Annotated in this window: 20 protein-coding genes; 13 read left to right on the top strand and 7 right to left on the bottom strand. The window is 63.6% G+C overall.

Features of this window, described 5'->3' with window-relative positions; genetic code table 11:
• The first annotated feature begins 57 nt into the window (after positions 1-57).
• The 5 genes from dcuC (at position 58) to ACVDHI_RS05680 (ending at position 6,539) form a co-directional block, all read left to right on the top strand.
• Positions 58-1,410 carry an anaerobic C4-dicarboxylate transporter DcuC gene (gene dcuC, locus ACVDHI_RS05700; protein ID WP_010674486.1) on the top strand — a complete coding sequence of 451 codons (1,353 nt, stop codon included), beginning with the start codon at positions 58-60 and terminating at the stop codon, positions 1,408-1,410.
• A 90-nt stretch (positions 1,411-1,500) separates the two neighbouring features.
• Positions 1,501-3,150 (top strand): bifunctional metallophosphatase/5'-nucleotidase, encoded by a 1,650-nt coding sequence (locus ACVDHI_RS05695; RefSeq protein ID WP_319909075.1) that lies wholly within the window; start codon positions 1,501-1,503, stop codon positions 3,148-3,150.
• A gap of 278 nt (positions 3,151-3,428) precedes the next feature.
• The gene (locus ACVDHI_RS05690) at positions 3,429-5,072 is read left to right on the top strand and encodes a hypothetical protein (RefSeq protein WP_048207524.1); all 1,644 of its coding nucleotides are present in this window, start codon (positions 3,429-3,431) and stop codon (positions 5,070-5,072) included.
• A 130-nt stretch (positions 5,073-5,202) separates the two neighbouring features.
• On the top strand, positions 5,203-5,706 hold the full coding sequence (locus ACVDHI_RS05685) for a M48 family metallopeptidase (RefSeq protein ID WP_447211836.1): 504 nt from the start codon (positions 5,203-5,205) through the stop codon (positions 5,704-5,706).
• Positions 5,707-5,789: 83 nt separating this feature from the next.
• The gene (locus ACVDHI_RS05680) at positions 5,790-6,539 is read left to right on the top strand and encodes a DUF2927 domain-containing protein (RefSeq protein WP_410487614.1); all 750 of its coding nucleotides are present in this window, start codon (positions 5,790-5,792) and stop codon (positions 6,537-6,539) included.
• Between the two features lie 270 nt (positions 6,540-6,809).
• On the opposite strand, the gene ACVDHI_RS05675 is transcribed toward ACVDHI_RS05680, so the two are convergent.
• Complete coding sequence (locus ACVDHI_RS05675; protein ID WP_010674481.1) at positions 6,810-7,064, bottom strand: DinI family protein; 255 nt, start codon at positions 7,062-7,064, stop codon at positions 6,810-6,812.
• Positions 7,065-7,288: 224 nt separating this feature from the next.
• On the opposite strand from ACVDHI_RS05675, the gene ACVDHI_RS05670 reads away from it, so the two are divergent.
• Together ACVDHI_RS05670 and ykgO are read left to right on the top strand one after the other, a co-directional pair.
• Positions 7,289-7,558 (top strand): type B 50S ribosomal protein L31, encoded by a 270-nt coding sequence (locus ACVDHI_RS05670; RefSeq protein ID WP_039040091.1) that lies wholly within the window; start codon positions 7,289-7,291, stop codon positions 7,556-7,558.
• Positions 7,555-7,680, top strand: coding sequence for a type B 50S ribosomal protein L36 (gene ykgO, locus ACVDHI_RS05665; RefSeq protein WP_010674479.1), 126 nt, complete (start codon positions 7,555-7,557; stop codon positions 7,678-7,680). Before ACVDHI_RS05670 ends, ykgO begins: the two co-directional genes overlap by 4 nt.
• A gap of 69 nt (positions 7,681-7,749) precedes the next feature.
• Here ykgO and araC read toward each other — a convergent pair whose 3' ends face one another.
• The 4 genes from araC to ACVDHI_RS05645 form a co-directional block, all read right to left on the bottom strand.
• Complete coding sequence (gene araC, locus ACVDHI_RS05660; protein ID WP_410487960.1) at positions 7,750-8,661, bottom strand: arabinose operon transcriptional regulator AraC; 912 nt, start codon at positions 8,659-8,661, stop codon at positions 7,750-7,752.
• Between the two features lie 132 nt (positions 8,662-8,793).
• Positions 8,794-9,795, bottom strand: coding sequence for an L-arabinose ABC transporter permease AraH (gene araH, locus ACVDHI_RS05655; RefSeq protein ID WP_048207521.1), 1,002 nt, complete (start codon positions 9,793-9,795; stop codon positions 8,794-8,796).
• Between the two features lie 48 nt (positions 9,796-9,843).
• Complete coding sequence (araG, locus tag ACVDHI_RS05650; protein WP_324063524.1) at positions 9,844-11,340, bottom strand: L-arabinose ABC transporter ATP-binding protein AraG; 1,497 nt, start codon at positions 11,338-11,340, stop codon at positions 9,844-9,846.
• 66 nt (positions 11,341-11,406) lie between these two features.
• Entirely contained in the window at positions 11,407-12,390 is a 984-nt protein-coding gene (locus ACVDHI_RS05645; RefSeq protein ID WP_042863754.1) for an arabinose ABC transporter substrate-binding protein, read from the bottom strand.
• Between the two features lie 360 nt (positions 12,391-12,750).
• Here ACVDHI_RS05645 and ACVDHI_RS05640 point away from each other — a divergent pair, with 360 nt between their 5' ends.
• Genes ACVDHI_RS05640 through araA form a run of 3 tightly spaced genes read left to right on the top strand, consistent with a single transcriptional unit; the run spans position 12,751 to position 16,636 of the window.
• Positions 12,751-14,427: a ribulokinase gene (locus ACVDHI_RS05640; RefSeq protein WP_447211835.1), complete on the top strand. Its 1,677-nt coding sequence runs from the start codon at positions 12,751-12,753 to the stop codon at positions 14,425-14,427.
• A complete protein-coding gene (locus ACVDHI_RS05635) occupies positions 14,424-15,122 on the top strand; it encodes an L-ribulose-5-phosphate 4-epimerase (RefSeq protein WP_438414377.1) in 699 nt (232 codons plus the stop codon). Before ACVDHI_RS05640 ends, ACVDHI_RS05635 begins: the two co-directional genes overlap by 4 nt.
• Positions 15,123-15,136: 14 nt before the next feature.
• Positions 15,137-16,636, top strand: a complete 1,500-nt coding sequence (araA, locus tag ACVDHI_RS05630; protein ID WP_447211834.1) for an L-arabinose isomerase — start codon at positions 15,137-15,139, stop codon at positions 16,634-16,636.
• 71 nt (positions 16,637-16,707) lie between these two features.
• Here araA and ACVDHI_RS05625 read toward each other — a convergent pair whose 3' ends face one another.
• The gene (locus ACVDHI_RS05625) at positions 16,708-17,598 is read right to left on the bottom strand and encodes a LysR family transcriptional regulator (protein WP_010674471.1); all 891 of its coding nucleotides are present in this window, start codon (positions 17,596-17,598) and stop codon (positions 16,708-16,710) included.
• A gap of 115 nt (positions 17,599-17,713) precedes the next feature.
• Between ACVDHI_RS05625 and ACVDHI_RS05620 the strand changes: the two genes are divergently transcribed.
• Genes ACVDHI_RS05620 through ACVDHI_RS05610 form a run of 3 tightly spaced genes read left to right on the top strand, consistent with a single transcriptional unit; the run spans position 17,714 to position 20,513 of the window.
• Complete coding sequence (locus tag ACVDHI_RS05620; protein WP_439831094.1) at positions 17,714-18,865, top strand: methionine aminotransferase; 1,152 nt, start codon at positions 17,714-17,716, stop codon at positions 18,863-18,865.
• An 8-nt stretch (positions 18,866-18,873) separates the two neighbouring features.
• Positions 18,874-19,689, top strand: a complete 816-nt coding sequence (locus tag ACVDHI_RS05615) for a carbon-nitrogen hydrolase family protein (protein ID WP_323942539.1) — start codon at positions 18,874-18,876, stop codon at positions 19,687-19,689.
• A 53-nt stretch (positions 19,690-19,742) separates the two neighbouring features.
• Positions 19,743-20,513, top strand: a complete 771-nt coding sequence (locus ACVDHI_RS05610; RefSeq protein ID WP_447211833.1) for an ABC transporter substrate-binding protein — start codon at positions 19,743-19,745, stop codon at positions 20,511-20,513.
• Positions 20,514-20,605: 92 nt separating this feature from the next.
• On the opposite strand, the gene ACVDHI_RS05605 is transcribed toward ACVDHI_RS05610, so the two are convergent.
• Positions 20,606-21,319 (bottom strand): AcvB/VirJ family lysyl-phosphatidylglycerol hydrolase, encoded by a 714-nt coding sequence (locus ACVDHI_RS05605; RefSeq protein WP_182934981.1) that lies wholly within the window; start codon positions 21,317-21,319, stop codon positions 20,606-20,608.
• Between the last annotated feature and the right edge of the window lie 6 nt (positions 21,320-21,325).

Below are 21,325 nucleotides of genomic sequence, written 5' to 3'. Positions count from 1 at the left end.
GCAACCCTCTGGTGAGCCCTGGCAGGCCCCCCTCACTTCAACTCTTGGGAAGGTTTTATGATAGAACTCCTGATCGGCACCCTGGTCACCCTGGCCGTGGGTCGCTACATCTTCAAGGGCTACTCCGCCACCGGGGTACTGCTCAGCGGCGGCCTGCTGCTGCTGGCGATCACCGCCCTGATGGGCAAGGCGGTGCTGCCGGCGAGCGTCCCCTCCACCGGCCACATGGCCACCGACATCTTCGAATACGTGCGCTTCCTGCTGGTCGACAGGGGGGGTGGCCTCGGCATGCTCATCATGGTGCTGTGCGGCTTTGCCGGCTACATGAGCCACATCGGCGCCAACACCATACTGGTGAAGCTCGCGAGCAAGCCCCTCGGTGTCATCAAGTCCCCCTACATCCTGCTGGTGGCCGCCTATCTGGTCGCCTGCGCCATGTCGCTGGCGGTGAGCTCCGCGACCGGCCTCGGGGTTCTGCTGATGGCCACCCTCTTCCCGCTGATGGTCAACATGGGGATCTCCCGTGGCGCGGCGGCGGCGGTGTGCGCCTCGCCGGCCGCCATCATCCTCTCCCCCACCTCGGGGGACGTGGTGATGGCAGCCCAGGCCGCGAACATGGAGCTCATCGAGTTTGCCTTCAAGCTGACCCTGCCCATTTCCCTGGTGGCCATCGCCGCCATGGCGGTGACCCACTTCTTCTGGCAGCGTTATCTGGATCAGAAGGCCGGGGAGCACAACGCCGCGGTCGCCCCGAGCGATCTCGTCACCGACGCCCCCGGTTTCTACGCCATCCTGCCCTTCACCCCCATCATCGGTGTGCTGCTGTTTGACGGCAAACTGGGGCCCAAGCTCGACATCGTCACCATCATCGTCATCTGCCTGGTGCTGGCCGCCCTGCTGGAGCTGGTGCGCAAGCGCAACGGCCGCGAGCTGCTGGACGGACTGCAGGTGTGCTGGCGCAACATGGCCGACGCCTTCGCCGGCGTGGTGATGCTGCTGGTGGGTGCCGGGGTCTTTGCCCAGGGTCTGATGGGGCTCGGTTTCATCGCCAACCTCCTGGATCTGGCCCAGAGCTTCGGTACCGGCGGCATCGTCATCATGCTGGTGCTGGTGGTCATCACCACCCTGGCGGCCTTCACCACGGGTTCCGGCAACGCCCCCTTCTACGCCTTCGTGGAGCTCATCCCCCATTTGGCCACCAGCCTCGGCGTCAACCCGGCCTATCTGGTGATCCCCATGCTGCAGGCATCCAACCTCGGCCGCACCATCTCGCCGGTCTCCGGGGTGGTGGTCGCCTGTGCGGGGATGGGCAATCTCTCTCCGTTCGAGGTGGTCAAACGTACCTCGCTGCCGGTGGCCGTCGGCCTGCTGGTAGTGATCCTCGCCACCCAGATCATGGTTCCCGCCTGACTCTTTACCGGCCCGGCTGCCGCCGGGCTGGTATCCCCCCCACCCCATGCAGTAGACTCGGTGCTCTTTTTTCCTAAGGAGGACCGAGCCTTGAGTATGACGGTTCAACTTGCCCACTTCAGCGACTGCCACTCCCATTTCGATGGCGCCCCCATGCGCTTCTCCCCCGATGGCGAGTCCGAATGGCGCACCCAGTGCGGCGGCTATGGCCGCATCCTGACCCGGCTCACCGCCCTGCGCCAACAGGCCGAGGCAGCCGGCCAGACCTGCCTGCTGCTGCATGGCGGCGATACCTTCCAGGGGTCACTTTACTTCAACCGCTTCAAAGGGCGGGCCAATGCGGACCTGCTGGCCCTCTTGCGACCGGATGCCATGGTGATCGGCAACCACGAATTCGATCTGGGCAACGGGCCGCTGGTGGAGTTTTTGCGCCAGCTCGATTTCCCGGTGCTCGCCGCCAACATCGACAACCGTCAGGAGCCCGCCGATGCCCCGCTGCGGCTGCAGGGACTGCCGCAGCTGTTTGACGCAAGCCGCCCCTGGCACAAGCGCGTCATCGACGACGTGCCCTTCGCCCTGCTCGGCATCACGCTGCCGCAGATGGCCGCCATCGCGAGCCCCGATCCCCACACCCGTTTCCACGGTATCGAAGAGACCTTGAGCCGTGCCCTCGGCGAGATCAAGGCCGCCGGCATCCAGCACATTATCCTGCTCAGCCACCTGGGTCTGGCGCAGGACAAGCGACTGGCGACCCGCTTCCCCGAGCTCAGCCTCATCGTCGGCGGGCACACCCACAGCCTGCTGGGGGATCTGGCGCCGCTCGGGCTCGACAGCGAAGGCAGCTATCCCCTCATGGTGAACGGGGTGGCCATCCTGCACGCCGCCCACAGCGCCCTCTGTCTCGGGGTGTGCGAACTCACCTTCGACGAGCAGGGACGCGTGTGCCAAAGCCGCGGCCAGCTGGAGTGGTTACCCTGGGATCCCTGGCCCTTTGCTTCCCCGCCTCCTGCGGGGCTGCACTTCTGCGAACCGGCCCCCGAGCTCGAACAGCATCTGGCCAGACGCTATCGCCCCGAGCTCGAAACCATGACCCGGCGCGTAGTGACCCGGCTCGCCGATCCGCTCCACCACCAGCGCCTGCCCGATGCCAGCCTGCCCGCCGGCAGCCAGGTCGCCCCCCTGGTAGCGAGCGCCATGCTGGCCAGTGCCCGCGAACAGGTGGGTCAGGTGGACTTTGCCCTGCACAATGCCGGGGGCGTACGCTGCTCCCTCGAGCCCGGCCCCCTGACCGAAGCAGACGTTGCCGGACGCCTGCTGCCCTTTGCCATTCCCCTCACCCTCTACCGGGTGCACGGCCATGAACTGGCCGAGGCGCTGGAGGGGGCCATCGACAACGCCACCAACAACGGGGTGACGGGCAATGGCAGCGGCAGCTTCCCCTATACCGCCGGGGTGCGCTTCTGCTATCAGGCCGACAGACCCAAAGGGGAGAGGATCACTCGCCTGGAATGGGAAGCCAGCCCGGGTCAGTGGCAGCACGTCGAGCCGGATGCCATCTATCGCGGGGTCTCCAGTGCCTATACCGCCTCCGGCAAGGAGGGCTACACGGCCCTTGCCCGCACCCTGACCCAGCACAATCAGGAGCTCGGCATTACCCTGGCGGATGCCTTCCTGCGCTGGGCACGCCACCTGCCGGAACTCAGCCCCCTGCCGGCCCTGGTGGAGTATCACGGCCAGTGAATCTGGCACCGACCCATCCCGGGTCGGTGCCGCCTTTCCCCCGCATAGGGGCATCCTGATCCGCTCCCAGGCGCAGGCCCCTACCATGCAACCTCAGGCTGTGACGCCCGACTGCGCCAGCCCTGTCTTGTGATGGGGCCTGCCAGTGCAGCCAGAGGCGTGAAAACGATACTTTTACGAATTATTTCAGGTGCCTACACTTCTTCCATTGCATCGTGCAGCCCGGCTCGGCAAGATAAGCCCGCTTTTTCAGTCTTTCCCGCAGGAACAGGTCACCCATGAATCATGCCATCCGCTTTACCCCGCACCGCCACAATCCCGGGATCAGGCCGTCGGTCATCTTGCTCACCGCCCTGATGGCTCTGCTGTTCTGTCTGCGCAATCCGCTGTTCCACGGCATGGCCCCGGGATTTGATGCCTCCCTGTTTGCGGTGATGGGCAAGATGTGGAGCGAGGGGGGCGTACTCTATCGGGACATGATCGACATCAAGGGTCCCATGATCTTCGCCCTCGATGCACTGGGCTATGGCCTTGGTGGCTTCTTCGGGATCTGGCTGCTGGAGTGGGTGCTCTGCTGGCTGGGCCTCATGGCGAGCTGGCAGGCTTTTTCTCAGCTCGGGCTCTCGGTGCGGGCGCGACTTGGCAGCATGCTGGCCCTGCTGGCGCTCTACAGCACTCGCTACTACTACGGCAACATGACTGAGGACTGGACATTCCATCTGGCCCTCATCGCCCAGTGGGCTTTCATCACCATGCTGCTGGACAAGCGATTCAGCTGGGGACCGGCCCTGGTCGCCGCACTCACCTTCGCCATCGTGGCCTGGATGCGCACCAACAACGGCGCCTTCTGGGGTGCCTGGTATCTGGTGCTCTTCTGTCACTGGTGCCTGCGCGAGCAGTGGCGCTGCGCCTTTGCCCTGCTCTTTTCCAGCCTGCTTGGACTGGCCCTCGTCGGCGGCCCGCTCTATGCCTACTTCCAGCACCACGACGTGCTGGCCGAGTTCAAATACTACGCCTTCGGCATCTTCTTCGAAGGGAGCTACGGCAACGGCTTCTCTCCTGAGGTGGGCGCCGTCGGTCTGCTGCGCACCGGCCTCATCATGCTGCTGCCCGCCTTCCTCGTCCTGATGCTCGGGCGCCGCCAGGAGTGGTATCTCCCGGCGCTGTGCGCCACCCTGCTGGGGGTGCTGTTCACCCTGATCGCCAACTCGGTCTCCGGCCATGTGTTCGATCACTATGACGTGCTCTATCTGCAACTTGGCCTGCTGCCGCTCGCCTGCCTGCTGGACAGAAGCGAGCAGCGATCCGATGCACTGGGGCTGCTCTGCATCTCCCTGGTGGTGCTGACCGCCAGCTGGTTGCTGGCCCAGCAGCTCGGCTATGGCTGGAGCACCAAGGAGTGGTCTCTGGAGCGGGTGCGCGAGGTGCTCGGCAACAGCCTGCTGTGGGCCTTGCCCGTGCTCATTCTGGTCCCACTCTGGCGCGCCTGGGACGTGCGTAGCGCCACCCCCTGGCTCGCCTCGCTGGCCATGCTGGCGCTGCTGGTCAACAACGCCTGGGAAGGCAATCTCAAGGGCAGGCCGTTCAATCCTCCCGCTCAGGTCAGGGTCGACCGTATCCTCGCCGAGACGACCCCCACCGACAAGATCTGGGTCGATGGCATCCAGCCGCAATACTACCTCTGGACCGATCGCCAGCCGGCCTCCGCCTATCTGTTCTTTGCCAACGTCAACCCGCCCTACGATGTGCGCGAGCGGGTGCTGGCTGACATCCAGCGCCAACACCCCAAATTCATCATCGCCAAACCGGAGCGGGTGGCACAGGAGCTCAAGACTCCGACCTCCCCCTCCCACCTTGCCTTCTACCAGTATCTGGCAGGTCAGTATGAAGAGGTGGACCCGGGCCTGTACCGGCGCCGCTAATCAGGCACACAGAAGGGGCCATCCTGGTGATGGCCCCTTTTCGTTGCCGTCATAAAGAGGGGGCCCACCATGTTCAAGGGGCCCCATCCTGACTACAATGGCGCTCTTTTTTGCGGCAGAGGGAAGAATCATGGCGGAGCTGACTTATCTGGGGGGCTATCCGGAGCCACTCAAGGCTCAGGTGCAGCAGTTGATTGCGGCGGGCAAACTCGGCGAGATGCTGGCCAAGCGCTACCCGCAAACCCACCTCGTCCAGAGCGACAAGGCGCTGCTCGCCTATACCATGGAGCTGAAGAACCGCTACCTGAAAAGCTCCGCGCCGCTTTCCAAGGTGATCTTCGACGGCAAGATCAACGTGATCAAGGATGCCCTGGGACTGCACACCTATGTCAGCCGGGTGCAAGGCAGCAAGCTCAAGGCCAAGAACGAGATCCGCATCGCAGTCCTGTTCAAGGAGGCCCATCCCGCCTTTCTCAAGATGATAGTGGTACACGAGCTGGCCCATCTGAAGGAGAAGGATCACAACAAGGCTTTCTACCAGCTCTGCCAGCACATGGAACCGGACTATCATCAACTGGAGTTCGATCTCAGGCTCTGGCTCACCTGGCGTGATATCGAGCGTACCACCCGCTGATCCCCTTGCAAGGAGGCAAGATGCGCCCATGGCACACACCTGTCCAGCCCGTTCGCCATGGGCACTGGTTGCTCCTGGGGCTGATGCTCTGGCTCTTCTCCCTGCCGCTGTCGGCCACCGAACGCTGGCAACGTGATGACTACCTTGTCCAGAGCTTCATGGAAATCGCCATGAAACGGGAGTATGGCCATGAACAACAGGAGCACTTCTCCCGCTGGCCGGGCCCCGTGCGTCTCAAGCTCGTCAACGAATTCGGCGACAAGCCGCTGCAGGCCGAGGTCGTCAAGGTACAGACCCGTCACCTGAGCAGGATCACCGGTCACCCCATCGAGATTGTCAGCGACAACCCCAATCTCACCCTCATCATGACCCGGCACAAACAGATGGCGAGCTGGGCTGCGCGCACCATGCGCCAGGACGAGTCGGTGCGCATCGCCCTCAAGGAGGGGATCTGCCTGGCCAATTTCGCCACCAACGCTCGCTACGAGATCACCCGTGCCACCATCATCATTCCGGTGGATTACAGCCGGGCAAAGGGCCGTTTTCTGGATTGCGTAGTGGAAGAGTTGAGCCAGGTGATGGGACTGCCCAACGACTCGGACAAGGTGTTCCCCTCCATCTTCAATGACAACAGCATCGACAGCTTTCTGACCGGGCTCGATTACGTGTTGCTCAAGCTTGCCTACCACCCGGCATTGCAACCGGGTATGACATCAGACGAGGTACGCGCGGCGCTCCCCACCGCCCTCAAGGCACTGCGTGCCAATGGCGACATCGCACAGGCCACCCAACGGGTGCAGGTCGACAGCCTCAAGCGTTGGGCGGGACTCTGAGCGCAGCGCCGTCACTCTTCTACTCTTCGACTCTTTCGCCTTTCGCCTTTCGCCTTTCGCCTTTCGCCTTTCGCCTTTCGCCTTTCGCCTTTCGCCTTTCGCCTTTCGCCTTCATGGTCATGCGCTTACCCCATCAACGCAACACGCAGCCCGAGGCTGCGTGTTTTGAAGAGCGGTTCGGCAAAGCCTGTACAGGGATCATCATCCGGCTGGAGACTCCTCCTCTCGGCCTGGCAGATCACGACGATGCTTGCTGCTGAGAGCTTATCTTCAGGCCTCCAGAGCCTCTTCTTCCGGCATCCAGCTATCGGCGTTTTCCCACACCTCCTGAACCATGGCTTCGGCCAGCTCCTTGTCTTCCTTGCTGGCGCGACTGACCGTCAGAGCCATGGCACTACCCGGTGCCACCCGCACATGCAGATCGGGAAAGCGCTCACCCAGTTGCTTGAGCAGCTCCTGGCGCAAGGCCTCCATGGTCGAGGTGGGGATCTGGTGTTTTCTGTCGATGATGATTTCCAGGCGCATAGGGTACGTCTCCATGATAATTTACTGTATTTTTATACAGTTGTTTTGAAAAGTAAAGATGGTGGCTGCACATAGGCCCTCACCGCCCATGCCTTCTTGCTGACGATGTGCAGCCGAACGGCCCCGATTTTCCCCCATCGCTGTCATCATGGAAAAAACAGTTGATATTGATTCTCATCCATCGCATCATCCTTTATCGTTATAACATAACAAAAGAGGCAATCATGCGCCCCCATATTCACCCTGAATACCGTAAGGTTCTGTTCCACGATCTCGCCAGCAATACCTACTTTCTGATCGGCTCCACGCTGGCCACCGATCGCACCAGAGAGTGGGAAGATGGCAACACCTACCCCTATGTGACGCTGGATGTCTCCAGCGCGTCCCACCCCTTCTATACCGGCAAACAGAAGCAGGTCGGCAAGGAAGGTCAGGTCGCTCGCTTCGGCCAGCGATTCGGTCAGTTCTTCAGCAAAGGAAAAGAGAAACAATGAAAGTCCTCGCCTCCCTGAAATCCGCCAAGTCGCGTCACCCGGACTGCCAGATCGTGCGTCGACGCGGCAAGCTGTTCGTCATCTGCAAGAGCAATCCCAGGTTCAAGGCTCGTCAGGGCTGATTGCGCATCCGCCCCCTCATGGATAACAAAAGCCCTCGTCATGAGGGCTTTGTCATCTCTGGGCTCTGCTCACAGCGGGGTGGCGCACTTGCGGTATTCGGTGGGGCTGACCCCTACCCGCTTTCGGAACACCCGCGAGAAGTAGAGCTGATCGTCATAGCCCACCTGCTGGCCTATGGTGGCGACCGACAGCGGCGTGGTCTGCAGCAGCAGCTTGGCCCGCATGATGCGCTGATCCTCGCGCCAGCGCACTATGCTCACCCCCACCTGCTCGCGAAACAGGTGCGCGAGGCGCGAGGGAGACAAGAATACCTGCTCCGCCAGCGCTTCCACCGAGATCTCGGCCGAGAGGGACTCGCTCAGGATCTGGCACGCCTCGTGGACCCGGTGATCGATGGCGGGATAGGCATTCTGGGACGATGCCTCGTAGCAGCGGATGAGCAACCGCTCCAAGAGGTTCATGGCGAGCTGCTCCGACATGGGCCGCAGCTGCTTGTGGGTCTCCTCGATGTCGAGGAAGAGGGTGTCGAATTCGGTGAGCAGCTGGTTGTCCGCCAGTTGCAGTCGCCCCACCTGCTCCGTCACCTGGGGCCACTTGAGCCAGTCAGCCCAATAGGCCCGCGGCCGGAAATAGACCCAGCGGTGATACCACTCCCGGGCATCCGGCGCCCGGCCGTAATGGTGCACCGCCGCGGGTGGAAAGAGCAGCAGGTCGCCGGGTTCCACGGTGAAGGCCTTGTCCCCCTGAAAGATCTGCCCCTTGCCCTTGATGGTCAGATTGACGATGAACCCCTTCATGCCGTGGGGCCTGTCGATGGTGAAATCCAGCGCACTCCCCTGCTCGATGGGAGTCATCCCCGAGACCAGGAAGACGTCGAAGGCGTAACCAGGCAGCAGGGGATTGAGTTGTTTCGGCTTCTCTTTTTGCATCGAGGACATGGCGGAAAACAGGGTTTCGGTAAGAAAGTCGACATGGGCCATTGTAGAGATCCGGCGTAGGAACCCCCTAAGTTCGCAAGCTGTTCGTTGTGAAATTGTTGAACTGGCTCACAGCTTGCCGGGGAAAACACCGGGCCGGCGCGAGGCCGGCCCGGTGACGAGGAAAGACATCGCTCAGATACGGGCTTTGCGCACCTGCTTGTAGCGGTCGAACAGCACGGCGGCGAGCAGGATGAGGCCACGCACCACGTACTGGGCAAACGGGGAGATGTTGAGCAGGTTCATGGCGTTCTCCATCAGCCCCAGGATCAGCACCCCGGCGATGATGTAGGAGATCTTGCCGATCCCCCCCTTCATGGAGACCCCACCCAGCACGCAGGCGGAGATCACCACCAGCTCGAAGCCGATGGAGGTCATGGGCTGACCCGAGGTCATGCGGGATGCGAGGATGATGCCGGCGAGCGAGGCGATGAGCCCGGTCATGGTGAAGATGATGATCTTGGTGCGCACCACGTTGACCCCGGCCAGACGTGCGGCCTCCTCGTTACCCCCCATGGCCAGGGTATTGCGCCCGAAGGTGGTCTTGTTGAGCAGCAGCCCGAACAGCACGAAGCAGACAGCCGTCAGCCAGATGGGCGTCGGGATGCCGAGCAGGGCGGAGTTGCCAAGCTCGAAGAAGCCCTCCTCCACGATGCCCACCGCCTTGCCGTCGGAGATGATGTAGCCCACCCCGCGCGCCATCTGCATGGTGGCAAGGGTGGTGATGAGGGCGTTGATCTTGAATTTGGCCACGACGATGCCGTTGATGAGGCCAAAGACAAGGCCCACCGAGAGACCGGCCAGAATGCCGAGGGGGATGCTCTCGGTGGCGTTGATACCCACCGCGCAGGCAACCCCGGAGCAGGCCACCACTGAGCCCACCGACATGTCGAACTCGCCGGAGGCGAGGCAGAACAGCATGCCGCAGGCCACCATGCCCGACATGGAGACGGCAAGCCCGAGCCCCCGCATGTTGATCAGGCTGGCGAAGTTGGGGACCAGCACGCAGGCGAGCAGGAACAGGATGGCGAAGATCACCAGCATGCCGTACTGATCCCAGATGCGGGTCAGTTGCAGGCGGGTACCGCTCACCGCGGTGTCGTTGGCGGCTTGGCCGACCGAGGTCGTTGTTGTCATGGTATTTCTCCTGAAAATTCCGGGTGCTATCTCGTTGCGGTCAGCAGATCAACGGGCCGGCATGGCCAGATTGAGCGCCTTGACCTCGTTGGCCTCGTCGTGGGAAAGCTCGCCGGCGATCTCCCCCTCCCGCATGACCAGGATCCGATCCGCGATGCCCAGCACCTCCGGCAGCTCGCTCGAGACCACCACCACGGCGATGCCCACCTTGGCCAGATCGTAAATCACGTTGTAAATCTCGTTCTTCGCCCCGACGTCGATGCCCCGGGTCGGTTCATCGAGCAGGATCACTTTCATGTCTTCCGACAGCCAGCGCCCCAGAATGGCCTTCTGCTGGTTACCGCCGGAGAGGTTCATGATGGCCTGCTGGGGAGACGGGGTCTTGACCCGCATGTCGCGGATCCGCAGCCTCGCGTTCTCGTCCTCCCACTTCTGGTTGATCCAGAAGCCTCCCCACGCGTGGTGGCGGCGGGCGCTGATGTTGATGTTCTCCTGCACCGAATGGATGGGGATGATGCCGAGCGCCTTCCTGTCTTCGGTGCAGAGCATGATGCCGCTGCGAATGGCGTCGATGGGGCTCTGAATGACCACCTGTTTGCCAAACACCGATATCTCGCCCCCTCGAGGTGTCTCGGCGCCGAAGATAAGCTTCATCAGCTCGCTGCGCCCGGCCCCCACCAGCCCGAAGATGCCGAGGATCTCCCCGCGTTTCACCTCGAGCGACACCGGCGCCTTGAGGCCGGGTCCCATCAGGTGCTCCACCTTGAGGCCCGCCTCGCCAAGCGGCCTTGGGCTGTAACCATAGATGTCGGTCAGTTCGCGCCCCACCATGGTCTTGACCAGCAGATCCCGGTCCACCTCGGCCATGGAAGCGAAGGTGCGCACGAACTGGCCATCCTTGAACACCGTGATGGCATCGCACAGGGCGAAGATCTCGTCCATGCGGTGGGAGACGTAGAGAATGACCTTGCCCTCGTCCCGCAACTGGCGGATGACCCGAAACAGCTGCTCAATCTCGCGGGACGACAGGCTGCTGGTCGGCTCGTCGAAGGCGATGACGCTGGCGTCCCGGGTCAGGGCCTTGGCGATCTCCACCATCTGCCACTGACCCAGGGACAGGTACTTGAGCGGCGTCTCGGGGGAGACATCCATCCCGAGGCGCGCCAGCTGCCTGGCTGCATCCTGATAGAGCTTCTCCCGATCGATGACGCCGCGCCGGGTCGGCAACTGCCCCAGGTAGATGTTCTCCGCCACGCTCATTTCAGGGACCAGGTGCAGCTCCTGATAGATGATGGCAACCCCGCTCTCAAGGGCATCGACCGTGTTTTGGAACACTTTCTCCTGACCCGCCAGCTTCACCACCCCGCGGGTGGGCGCCTGAAAACCGCTCAGGATCTTGAGCAGGGTGGACTTGCCGGCCCCGTTCTCTCCCATCAGCGCGTGTACCGTGCCCTGCTGGCAGGCGAAGGAGACGTTCTGCAGCGCCTTGACGCCGGGAAACTCCTTGCTGATGCCGCAAAACTCCAGATATGGAACTTGATTCATGAGATGACTCCAGCCAGCCGGCACGGCGCACTCCGCCATGCCGGCATGGGTATCAAGGGATGGGGATCACAGCCCTTTCTTTTGCAGCTCGGCCTTGAAGTTGTCGCGGGTGATGAGCACCACGTCGGTCACCTCGGTGAACTTGGCAGGCTCGGCGCCGTTGACGACCCAGTCATGGAGCATCTGGATGCTCTTGTAGCCGTGTACGTCCGGGCTTGGCAGCAGGGAGCCGAGGAAGCCGGTGGCGCTGGACTTGGAGAGCTCGTTCACCGCATCCACCCCGTTGATGCCGATGCCGATGACGTTCTCCGCCTTGAAGCCCTGCCCTTCGGTGGCGCGCACGCCGCCGAGCACGGTGTTGTCATTCATGCCGACGATGAGCCAGTTCTTGACCTCGGGGTGTTGCACCAGCATGGAGTTGGCGGCATCCAGCGCCCCCGGAATGTCGTTGCTCTTGGTGGGCGCGCGGAAGATCTGGCCCTCGGGGAAACCGGCGGCCTTGAGCGCGCCCAGGGAGCCCTCGACCCGGCGGCGGGCGGTGTCGAGCTCGTCGGCGGTGATGGCGAGCACGGCGGTGCTCTTCAGGTCCCACTGGCGTTTTTCCATCTCCTTGTAGAGCTCCTGACCCTGGCGTTCACCAATCTTGGTGGCGGCCATCATCACCAGGGGCACTTGCTCCATGGGCTGGCCCTTGGCGTTGACGAACTGGTCATCCACCGTGATGACCTTCAGATCCATGCTGTTGGCCTTCGCCATGATGGCGGCACCGAGTTTGGGATCCGGGGTACAGATGACGAAGCCCTTGGCGCCATTCGCCGCCAGACTGTCGATGGCATTGAGGGTCTTCTCCCCGTCGGGGACGGCTATCTTGATCACCTCGAAGCCCAGATCCTTGCCCGCCTTGTCGGCGAAGTTCCACTCGGTCTGGAACCAGGGCTCCTCGGGCTGCTTGACCAGGTAGCCCAGCTTCAGCGCTTCGGCCGAGAAAGCAGAATTTGCCATACCAAGGGCGAACCCCATCGCGATCATGCCTTTAACGATTTTGTTCATGCGAATGTCTCCAACGGTTCTATCAATCCATGTATCCACGCAGTGCTGCTCGTTGAGTCAATCAAGTCGCAGCCATATAAAAACATGCTTAAACAGGACGTTATTGTTGTTGCTGGTTGAGCGAACCAAGTTGTAATCGTTTTCACAATTAAAAATGGAGAGCAGGATCACGCCATGAGATTGCAGCCATTTCGTCTATATAATTAGCAATTTCGTCACATATCGAATTTTTGAGAGCTGTCACCTTGTCGCACTGACAGCGTTAAAATCCATATTTCCAGCAGCCAATGGCTAACCGCCCCTCCTGCCCATCTCCTATGGTTCCCCCCAGTCACCCCTCATTGATGGTCAGGAGCACTTATGTCTGAGCACATCGTCATCGGACTCGATTTCGGCAGCGACTCGGTCAGGGCACTCGCCGTGCGCTGCCAGGACGGCGCCGAGCTGGCGACCCATGTCGTCTATTACCCGCGCTGGCAGGCAGGCCACTACTGCCAACCGGTCAACAACCAGTTCCGCCACCACCCCCTCGACTATCTGGAGTCCATGGAGCAGGCAGTGGTGGCGGTGGTGAGCCAGCTCACGCCGAGTCAGCGTACCGCCGTGCGCGGCATCGGGGTGGACAGCACCGGATCCACCCCCGCCCCCATCGACAGAGAGGGGCGCGTGCTGGCCCTGCGTCCGGAGTTTGCCGACAACCCCAATGCCATGTTCGTGCTGTGGAAGGATCACACCGCCATCGAGGAGGCGGAGGCCATCACTGCCCTGTGCCACGGCGGCCAGTTCCCCGACTACAGCCGCTACATCGGCGGCATTTACTCCTCCGAGTGGTTCTGGGCCAAGATCCTGCACGTCTCCCGAGCCGATGCCGCCGTGCGCGCCGCCGCCTGCAACTGGGTCGAGCTGTGTGACTGGGTCCCCGCCATCCTGAGCGGCACCCAGGCCCCGGCCACCCTCAAGCGCGGGCGCTGCGCCGCCGGCCACAAGTCCCTCTGGCACCCGAGCTGGGGCGGCCTGCCCCCCGCCGACTTCCTCAATGCCCTGGATCCCCTGCTGACGGAGGATCTCGACTTCCCCCTCTTTACCGACAGCTGGACCGCCGATCTCCCAGTCGGCACCCTGACCCCGGAGTGGGCGGAGCGGCTGCACCTCTCCTGCGAGGTGGTGATCGCTGGCGGCGCCTTTGACTGCCACATGGGGGCGGTGGGGGCCGGGGCCGGCAACAATGCCCTGGTGAAGGTGATAGGCACCTCCACCTGCGACATCCTGATCGCAGACGAGGCCAACATCGGTGATCGGGCCATTGCCGGGATCTGCGGCCAGGTGGATGGCAGCGTGGTGCCGGGCATGGTAGGGCTGGAGGCGGGACAATCGGCGTTCGGTGACATCTATGCCTGGTATCAGCGCCAGCTCGGCTGGCCCCTGGACAGCCTCGCCGCCCAGTATCCGGAGCTTCGCACCGCCATCGAGCGCCACAAGCAGGCCCTGTTACCCAGCCTCGCCGCCGCCTGGGATCAGCAGCGCGACCTGGCGCACCTGCCGGTGGTGCTCGACTGGTTCAACGGCCGGCGTACCCCCTATGCCAACCAGCGCCTGCAGGGCACCCTCACGGGGATCAACCTCGGCACCGATGCCCCCGATCTCTTCGGCGCCCTGGTGGCCTCCACCGCCTTCGGGGCCCGCAGCATCATGGAGTGCATGACCAGTCAGCAGGTGCCGGTGGAGCAGGTGATCGCCCTTGGCGGCATCGCCCGCAAGTCTACCACCGTGATGCAGACCTGCGCCGACGTGATGAACAGGCCCATCCAGGTGGTGGCCTCGGATCAGTGCTGCGCCCTGGGAGCGGCCATCTTTGCCGCCGTGGCGGCCGGGATCCATCCCGATGTGGCCAAGGCCCAGCACCACATGTCAAGCGCCGTGGAGCGCACCCACCAGCCACACCCCGAGCGGGTCGCCGAGTATGAACGCCTCTACCAGCGCTACCTCGCCTGGGGCGCCGCCGCCGAACCGCTATACAACCGGGGGGTACCGGCATGAACCTCAAGACCCTCAAGGAGCAGGTGCTCGCCGCCAATCTGGATCTGCCGCGCCATGGCCTGGTGACCTTCACCTGGGGCAACGTGAGCGGCATCGATCGAGAGCGCAATCTGGTGGTGATAAAGCCAAGTGGCGTCAGCTATGAGCGGATGCGGGTCGAGGACATGGTGGTGCTGGATCTGACGGGCAAGCAGGTGGAGGGCGCCTTGCGCCCCTCCTCCGACACCGCCACCCACCTGGTGCTCTATCGCGCCTATCCGGAGCTTGGCGGCGTGGTGCACACCCACTCCACCCACGCCACCGCCTGGGCCCAGGCGGGGCGCCCCATCCCCATTTTCGGCACCACCCAGGCCGACTACTTTCACGGCGATATCCCCTGCTCCCGCCTGCTCACCCCGGGCGAAGTGGAGGAGGATTACGAGGGGCTGACCGGTCATCTCATCGTCGAAACCCTCAAGCAGACCCCCATCCTCACCATGCCGGGGGTGCTGGTGGCCAACCACGGCCCCTTCAGCTGGGGCAAGAGCGCCGAGGACGCAGTGCACAACGCCGTGGTGCTGGAAGAGGTGGCCCGCATGGCCTGGCTCACCGGCCAGATCAACCCGGGGGCCCGCCCCCTGCCCGATTACCTGCTGGAGAAGCACTACCAGCGCAAGCATGGCAAACACGCCTATTACGGCCAGACAAAAGCCTAAAAGAGGACAAACTCATGGAATTGATGAAACAGCTGGAAGTGTGGTTCCTGGTCGGCAGCCAGCACCTGTATGGCGCAACCACCCTGAAGCAGGTAGCCGATCACGCCCATACCATCACCAACCAGCTCAACGAGGGGGCGAACCTGCCCCTCAAGATAGTACTCAAACCCACCGGTACCACCCTGGATGAAATCAGCGCGGTGGCCCGGGATGCCAACCACGACGAGCGCTGCGCCGGGCTCATGGTGTGGATGCACACCTTCTCCCCCGCCAAGATGTGGATCCCGGCGCTGAGCCAGTTGCAAAAGCCCCTGTTGCAGTTCCACACCCAGTTCAACCGGGATCTCCCCTGGAGCGAGATCGACATGGACTTCATGAACCTGAACCAGACCGCCCACGGCGGACGCGAGTTCGGCTTCATGGGGGCCCGCCTGCGGCTGCCCCGCACCGTGGTGGTGGGTCACTGGCAGGATGAAGAGGCAAGACAGAAGATTGGCAACTGGATGCGCATCGCCGCCGCCATCCACGACAGCCGCCACCTCAAAATCGCCCGTTTTGGCGACAACATGCGCAACGTGGCGGTCACCGAGGGCGACAAGATTGAGGCCCAGATCCAGTTCGGCTATCAGGTGAACTACCACCCGGTCGGCGATCTGGTCAAGGTGATCGATGCCGTGCCAGAGAGCGACATCGAGGCGCTGCTGGCCGAGTATGAGGCGACCTACACCCTGACCGAGGCGGTGCAGGCGGGCGGGCCGCTGCGTACATCCCTTTATGAGGCGGCGCGCCAGGAGCTGGGGATGAAGAAATTCCTCACCGACGGCGGCTTTGGCGCTTTCACCACCACCTTCGAAGATCTCTATGGTCTGCACCAGCTGCCGGGCCTCGCCTGCCAGCGCCTGATGGAACAAGGCTTCGGTTTTGGGGCAGAAGGGGACTGGAAGACCGCGGCCCTCTTGCGCACCCTGAAAGTGATGGGATATGGCCTTGCGGGGGGCGCCTCCTTCATGGAGGACTACACCTACCATCTGGAAGCGGGCAACAACCTGGTGCTGGGGGCCCACATGCTGGAGGTCTGCCCCTCCATCGCCGCAGGCAAACCCGTGCTGGACGCCCAGCACTTAGGCATAGGCAAGAAGGCCGATCCGGCCCGCCTGCTGTTCGCGGCCCCGGCGGGCAAGGCGGTCAACGCCAGCCTCATCGATCTCGGCAACCGCTTCCGCCTGGTGGTCAATCAGCTGGAAGTGGTGGACCTGCCAGAGGCCATGCCGAAACTCCCGGTGGCCAGCGCCCTGTGGAAACCCCTGCCGGACCTGCAGACCAGCGCCGAGGCCTGGATCCTGGCGGGCGCCGCCCACCACTCGGTGTTCACCCAGGCGGTGGACATCGAGCAGCTGCGCACCTTCGCCGACATCATGGGTATCGAGTTTGTGGTCATCGACGAGCACACCCGCATCCCCGCGCTCAAGGAGCAACTGCGCTGGAACGAGGTCTACTACAAGATCTGCCAGTGACCCTTTAATCGGCCAGCGGCCATCACCATGACAACAGCCCCGCCCGCGGGGCTGTTTCATTTCGCGTCCCCTCAGGGATGACCCTCCCCCTCCAGCAGCCAGTGACAGACCCGCTGCACCCCGTGGCGCTGGCTGTCGGGCCGGGCGATCAGGGCGTATTCGTGATCCGTCTCCAGCACGGGGGCAAAGGGAGCGACCAGGGCGCCGCTCTCCAGCTCCTCGGCCACTATGGTGGGATCCCCGAGAGAGAGGCCAAACCCCTGCAAGGCGGCATTCATCGCCAAGTCCAGGGTATCGAACAGCTGCCCCCCCTGGGGCTGCCAGGGGATGTCGAGGAAGGCGGCAAACCAGTTGCGCCAGTCCCGCCTATCGGCGCTGGCATGGATGAGGGGCAGCAGGGGCAGCTCGTTCAGGTCGCGCTCGAACAGACGATGCTTGGCAGCAAACGCCGGGGCGCAGACCGGGGTCAACCGTTCCCGAAACAGGGGCTGGCTGTGGGGATAACGCCCCAGGCAGGGCTGGTAGACGATGGCGAGATCGAAGGGCTCCCGGGAGAAGTCGATGCCATGGCTGTGGCTGCCACGCACCTCCACCGCCTCCCCCTCGAACGCCTGCAACCGCCGCAGCAGCCAGCGGCTGGCGCAGGAGGGCACCTTGATGCTGATCGCCTGTTCGTGGGGCAGGGTCTGCAAGGCGCTGAGCCCCTCCCCCATGCGGGCCAGCCCTTCACGAACGAAAGGCAGCAGCCGCTCGGCGGCGGGGGTCAAGGTGAGACAACGGGTGCCGCGCACGAACAGCAGGTGGCCCAGGCGCGCCTCCAGCTGGGCGATCTGCTTGCTCACCGCCCCCTGGCTCACGCACAGCTCGTCGGCGGCCAGGGTAAAACTCAGGTGGCGAGCAGAACACTCGAAGACCTGCAGGCCATAGAGAGGCAACTGAGTACGCGGCTGGGTAGACAACATGACAAGCCTCCATGCTTGAGAAAAACTCATGCATACCATGCCGAATAATCCGTTGTCCGGCAAGCCTTGGGGGGGCTAAAAAGGGACCTCTTTCACACACGCAGGTGACGGCCCCATGTCCATCCCCCAGGTTTCCAGCAAACTGCCCCAGGTGGGCACCACCATCTTCACCGTGATCGGGGATCTGGCCGCCCGCCACCCCAGCATCAACCTCTCCCAGGGGGCGCCGAGCTTCCCCTGCGATCCCGAACTCATCCGGGTGACCCACGAGGCCATGCTGGCCGGTGAAAACCAGTACGCCCCCATGACGGGGCTGCCTGCCCTGCGCGAACAACTGGCGGCCAAGATTGCAGCCAGCTACGGCCATCACTATGACGCGGGCGACGAGATCACCATTACCGCCAGCGCCAGCGAAGCCCTGTTCTGCGCCATCACCGCCCTGGTTCACCCCGGCGACGAGGTGATCATGTTCGAGCCGGCGTTTGACAGCTACCGCCCCATGATCCAGTTGCAGGGAGCCACCCCTGTGGTGATCGCCCTCAAGGCGCCGGATTTCGCCATTCCCTGGGACGAGGTGGCCGCCCGCATCACCCCCCGCACCCGCATGATAGTGCTCAACACCCCCCACAACCCCACCGGCACCGTCTGGCAGGCAGGGGATCAGGAGCGCCTCGCCCGCCTGGTGCGCGGCACCGACATCCTGATCCTCTCGGACGAGGTGTACGAGCACGTGGTGTTCGACGGCGCCCTGCACCAGAGCGTCATCCGCTATCCGGAGCTGGTGGAGCGCTCCGTCGCCGTCTTCTCCTTCGGCAAGACCTTCCACGTCACCGGCTGGCGGGTGGGCTACTGCGTGGCGCCCCGCCCCCTGATGGAGGAGATCCGCAAGGTGCACCAGTTCGCCATGTTCGCCGCCGACACCCCCATGCAGTACGGCTTCGCCCACCTGTTGCAGCAACCGGCCCACTATCAGGGGCTGGCAGCCTTCTACCAGCGCAAGCGTGACCTGCTCGCCTCGGCCCTGGCCGGTTCGCGCCTGACCCTGCTCCCATCGGCGGGCAGCTTCTTCATGCTGGCGAGCTACGAGCGGGTAAGCGACGAACCGGACAGCCTCTTCGTGCAGCGGCTCATCCGCGATCACGGGGTCGCCACCATTCCGGTCTCCGCCTTCTATCACGACGGCACGGATCAAAGAGTCATCCGCCTCTCCTTCTCCAAGGATGACGACACCCTGCTGGCGGGCGCCGAGCGCCTTTGCGCCGTCTAGGGGGCACCATGGATTCATTGCGCGTTGCCGTCCTCCAGATGGTCTCCGGGGATGACCTTGACCACAACCTGGCCCAGGCCGAGGCGTTGCTGCGTCAGGCCGCGGCCGAGGGGGCCGAGCTGACCCTGCTGCCCGAATATTTCTACCTGATGCCGGTCGATGAGCGGGCGCGAGTGGCCCTGGCCGCCCCCGTTGACGATCACCCCCTGCTTGCCTGGGTACAGGGGCTGGCCCGGGAGCTCGGCGTCTGGATCCTGGCCGGCACATTGCCGCTTGCCAGCCACGAGCCCGGCAAGATGCACAACAGCAGCCTGCTCATCGACCCGCAAGGGCAGCTCGCAAGCCGCTACGACAAGCTGCACCTGTTTGGCTTTTGCACCGGGCAGGAGCAGTATGACGAGGCCGCGACCATGACCCCGGGCCGGGAGGTGGTGAGCCATCCCCTGCCCTGGGGCGTGCTGCGCCTCGGGATCTGCTACGACCTGCGCTTCCCGGAGCTGTTTCGCCTGGGGCCCGCCCCCGATTTCATCGCCCTGCCCGCGGCCTTCACCCACACCACCGGGCTCGCGCACTGGGCGCTGCTGCTGCGGGCCCGTGCGGTAGAGAACCTGGCCTTCGTGTTTGCCAGTGCCCAGGGGGGACACCACCCCGGTGGGCGGCGCACCTTCGGCCACAGCATGATCATCGATCCCTGGGGCCGGATACTGGCCCAGGTAGAGGAGGGTCAGGGCATGGCCATCGCCACCCTGGATCTGGCAGCACAGCGCACGGTGCGCAGCCAGTTGCCGGCCCTCACCCATCGCAAGATAGCCGTCGGCCCTTGAGGCCGGCACCCTTTAGCACGCAAGGAATGACACCACACTTCAAGGGACTGACCATGAAACTCAACACACTGATGATGCTGATGGCCCTGGCCACCGCCGGCCAGGCCGCCGCCAAACCTCTGGTGATCGCCACCGACGCCACCTATCCCCCCTTCGAGATGGTCGACAGCAACGGCCAGCTCGGCGGCTTCGAGGTCGATCTCGCCTATGCCCTGTGCGCGGCCATGAAGACCGAGTGCGAGGTGATCAACCAGCCCTGGGATGCCCTGCTGCCGGGCCTGCAGGTGCGCAAGTACGACGCCATCATGTCCTCCATGAACATCACGGACGAGCGGCGCCAGAAAGTGGACTTCAGCCAGGTCTACTACATGATGCAGAACAGCTTCGTGGGGCGCAGCGACAAGGCGGCCGACTTTGCAGACGATCCGGCCCACTTCAAGGGCAAGGTGATAGCAGTGCAGGAGGGCACCCCCCAGGACAACTTCGTCACCGCCCGCTATGGCGAGGTGGCCAAGATCAAGCGCTATGTCAACGCCCAGTCCCCCATGCTGGATCTGCAGTCCGGCCGCGCCGACTACACCTTCGGCAACATGGTGCAGTTGAAGGTGGGCTTCCTCGACAAGGAGATGGGCAAGCAGTTCGCCTTCGTCGGTCCCCAGTTCAACGGCACCCAGGACAAGATCCTGGGAGAAGGGGTGGCGGTGGCCCTTCGCAAGCACGATGACAAGCTCAAGGCCCGCTTCGATGCCGCCATCGAGAGCGTCAAGGCCGACGGCACCTTCAACACCCTGCTCAAGAAGTACCAGCTCGAAGATCTGCTCTGATCCCGGCATGCCGGCCCCCTGGACAGTTGCAAGGGGCCATGGCAACAGGGCGGCCATTGGCCGCCCTGTGTCGTTTTACCGGCCTCTCGCCGTTATTGGGCCAGGCCCAGGTGCCCGGCAATCTGCTGGTACAGGGTCTGGTAGTTGTCGTCGAAGTGGTGGGAGCCCGGCAGGGTCACCGTCGTCACGTTCGGCTGCTGCAAGCGCGGACAGAGTTTGACCGGGGAGTCATCCTTCTCTCCCTGCACGCAGAGCAGCGGCAGAGTCTGGATCCGTGTCACTTCCGGCAGGGTGGGATAGCGGCCCCCCTTGTCGTGCACCACCATGTCGCTGACGTGGATCTCGAAATCCGACGCCGTCGAGGGGGAGAGCATCACCGCCCCCGCCAGGCTGTCGCGATAGGCCGGCGGCAGACGATTGATGACGAAGGGCACTATCTCGGCACCAAAGGAAAAGCCCACCAGCAGCCAGCGCTGGCGCCCCCAGCGGGACTGGTACTCGGTGAGGATGCGCACCAGATCCGCCGTCGCCTGCTCCGGCGTCTTCTTCTTCCAGTAATAGGAGAGCGAACTCCAGCCCACCACCGGCATGCCGTGGGCCTGCAACTGGGCGCTGAGCCCCTTGTCCAGCGCCGCCCAGCCGCCATCCCCGCTCATGAAGACCACCATGGGGGCGGACGAGGCTTGCGCCACGGGCAACTCCACCAGCCCCAGATCCGCGCCGACCCGCCCCGGTTGGGCGGCCACTGCCGGCAAGGTGAACGAAGAGACGAAACAGCAAATCAACAGCAACAACATGGCTCTCATGGGCCA

The organism is Aeromonas sp. 25-248, assembly GCF_053005425.1.
The sequence above is the reverse complement of the archived record's forward strand: the minus strand, read 5'-3'. Positions and strand labels throughout refer to the sequence as shown.

What these genes read in the sequence shown, in the direction of transcription:
- dcuC (WP_010674486.1), top strand. Translation starts at nt 58, where the DNA reads ATGATAGAACTCCTGATCGGCACCCTGGTCACCCTGGCCGTGGGTCGC.
- ACVDHI_RS05690 (WP_048207524.1), top strand. Translation starts at nt 3,429, where the DNA reads ATGAATCATGCCATCCGCTTTACCCCGCACCGCCACAATCCCGGGATC.
- ACVDHI_RS05685 (WP_447211836.1), top strand. Translation starts at nt 5,203, where the DNA reads ATGGCGGAGCTGACTTATCTGGGGGGCTATCCGGAGCCACTCAAGGCT.
- ACVDHI_RS05680 (WP_410487614.1), top strand. Translation starts at nt 5,790, where the DNA reads ATGCTCTGGCTCTTCTCCCTGCCGCTGTCGGCCACCGAACGCTGGCAA.
- ACVDHI_RS05675 (WP_010674481.1), bottom strand. Translation starts at nt 7,064, where the DNA reads ATGCGCCTGGAAATCATCATCGACAGAAAACACCAGATCCCCACCTCG.
- ACVDHI_RS05670 (WP_039040091.1), top strand. Translation starts at nt 7,289, where the DNA reads ATGCGCCCCCATATTCACCCTGAATACCGTAAGGTTCTGTTCCACGAT.
- ykgO (WP_010674479.1), top strand. Translation starts at nt 7,555, where the DNA reads ATGAAAGTCCTCGCCTCCCTGAAATCCGCCAAGTCGCGTCACCCGGAC.
- araC (WP_410487960.1), bottom strand. Translation starts at nt 8,661, where the DNA reads ATGGCCCATGTCGACTTTCTTACCGAAACCCTGTTTTCCGCCATGTCC.
- araH (WP_048207521.1), bottom strand. Translation starts at nt 9,795, where the DNA reads ATGACAACAACGACCTCGGTCGGCCAAGCCGCCAACGACACCGCGGTG.
- araG (WP_324063524.1), bottom strand. Translation starts at nt 11,340, where the DNA reads ATGAATCAAGTTCCATATCTGGAGTTTTGCGGCATCAGCAAGGAGTTT.
- ACVDHI_RS05645 (WP_042863754.1), bottom strand. Translation starts at nt 12,390, where the DNA reads ATGAACAAAATCGTTAAAGGCATGATCGCGATGGGGTTCGCCCTTGGT.
- ACVDHI_RS05640 (WP_447211835.1), top strand. Translation starts at nt 12,751, where the DNA reads ATGTCTGAGCACATCGTCATCGGACTCGATTTCGGCAGCGACTCGGTC.
- ACVDHI_RS05635 (WP_438414377.1), top strand. Translation starts at nt 14,424, where the DNA reads ATGAACCTCAAGACCCTCAAGGAGCAGGTGCTCGCCGCCAATCTGGAT.
- araA (WP_447211834.1), top strand. Translation starts at nt 15,137, where the DNA reads ATGGAATTGATGAAACAGCTGGAAGTGTGGTTCCTGGTCGGCAGCCAG.
- ACVDHI_RS05625 (WP_010674471.1), bottom strand. Translation starts at nt 17,598, where the DNA reads ATGTTGTCTACCCAGCCGCGTACTCAGTTGCCTCTCTATGGCCTGCAG.
- ACVDHI_RS05620 (WP_439831094.1), top strand. Translation starts at nt 17,714, where the DNA reads ATGTCCATCCCCCAGGTTTCCAGCAAACTGCCCCAGGTGGGCACCACC.
- ACVDHI_RS05615 (WP_323942539.1), top strand. Translation starts at nt 18,874, where the DNA reads ATGGATTCATTGCGCGTTGCCGTCCTCCAGATGGTCTCCGGGGATGAC.
- ACVDHI_RS05610 (WP_447211833.1), top strand. Translation starts at nt 19,743, where the DNA reads ATGAAACTCAACACACTGATGATGCTGATGGCCCTGGCCACCGCCGGC.
- ACVDHI_RS05605 (WP_182934981.1), bottom strand. Translation starts at nt 21,319, where the DNA reads ATGAGAGCCATGTTGTTGCTGTTGATTTGCTGTTTCGTCTCTTCGTTC.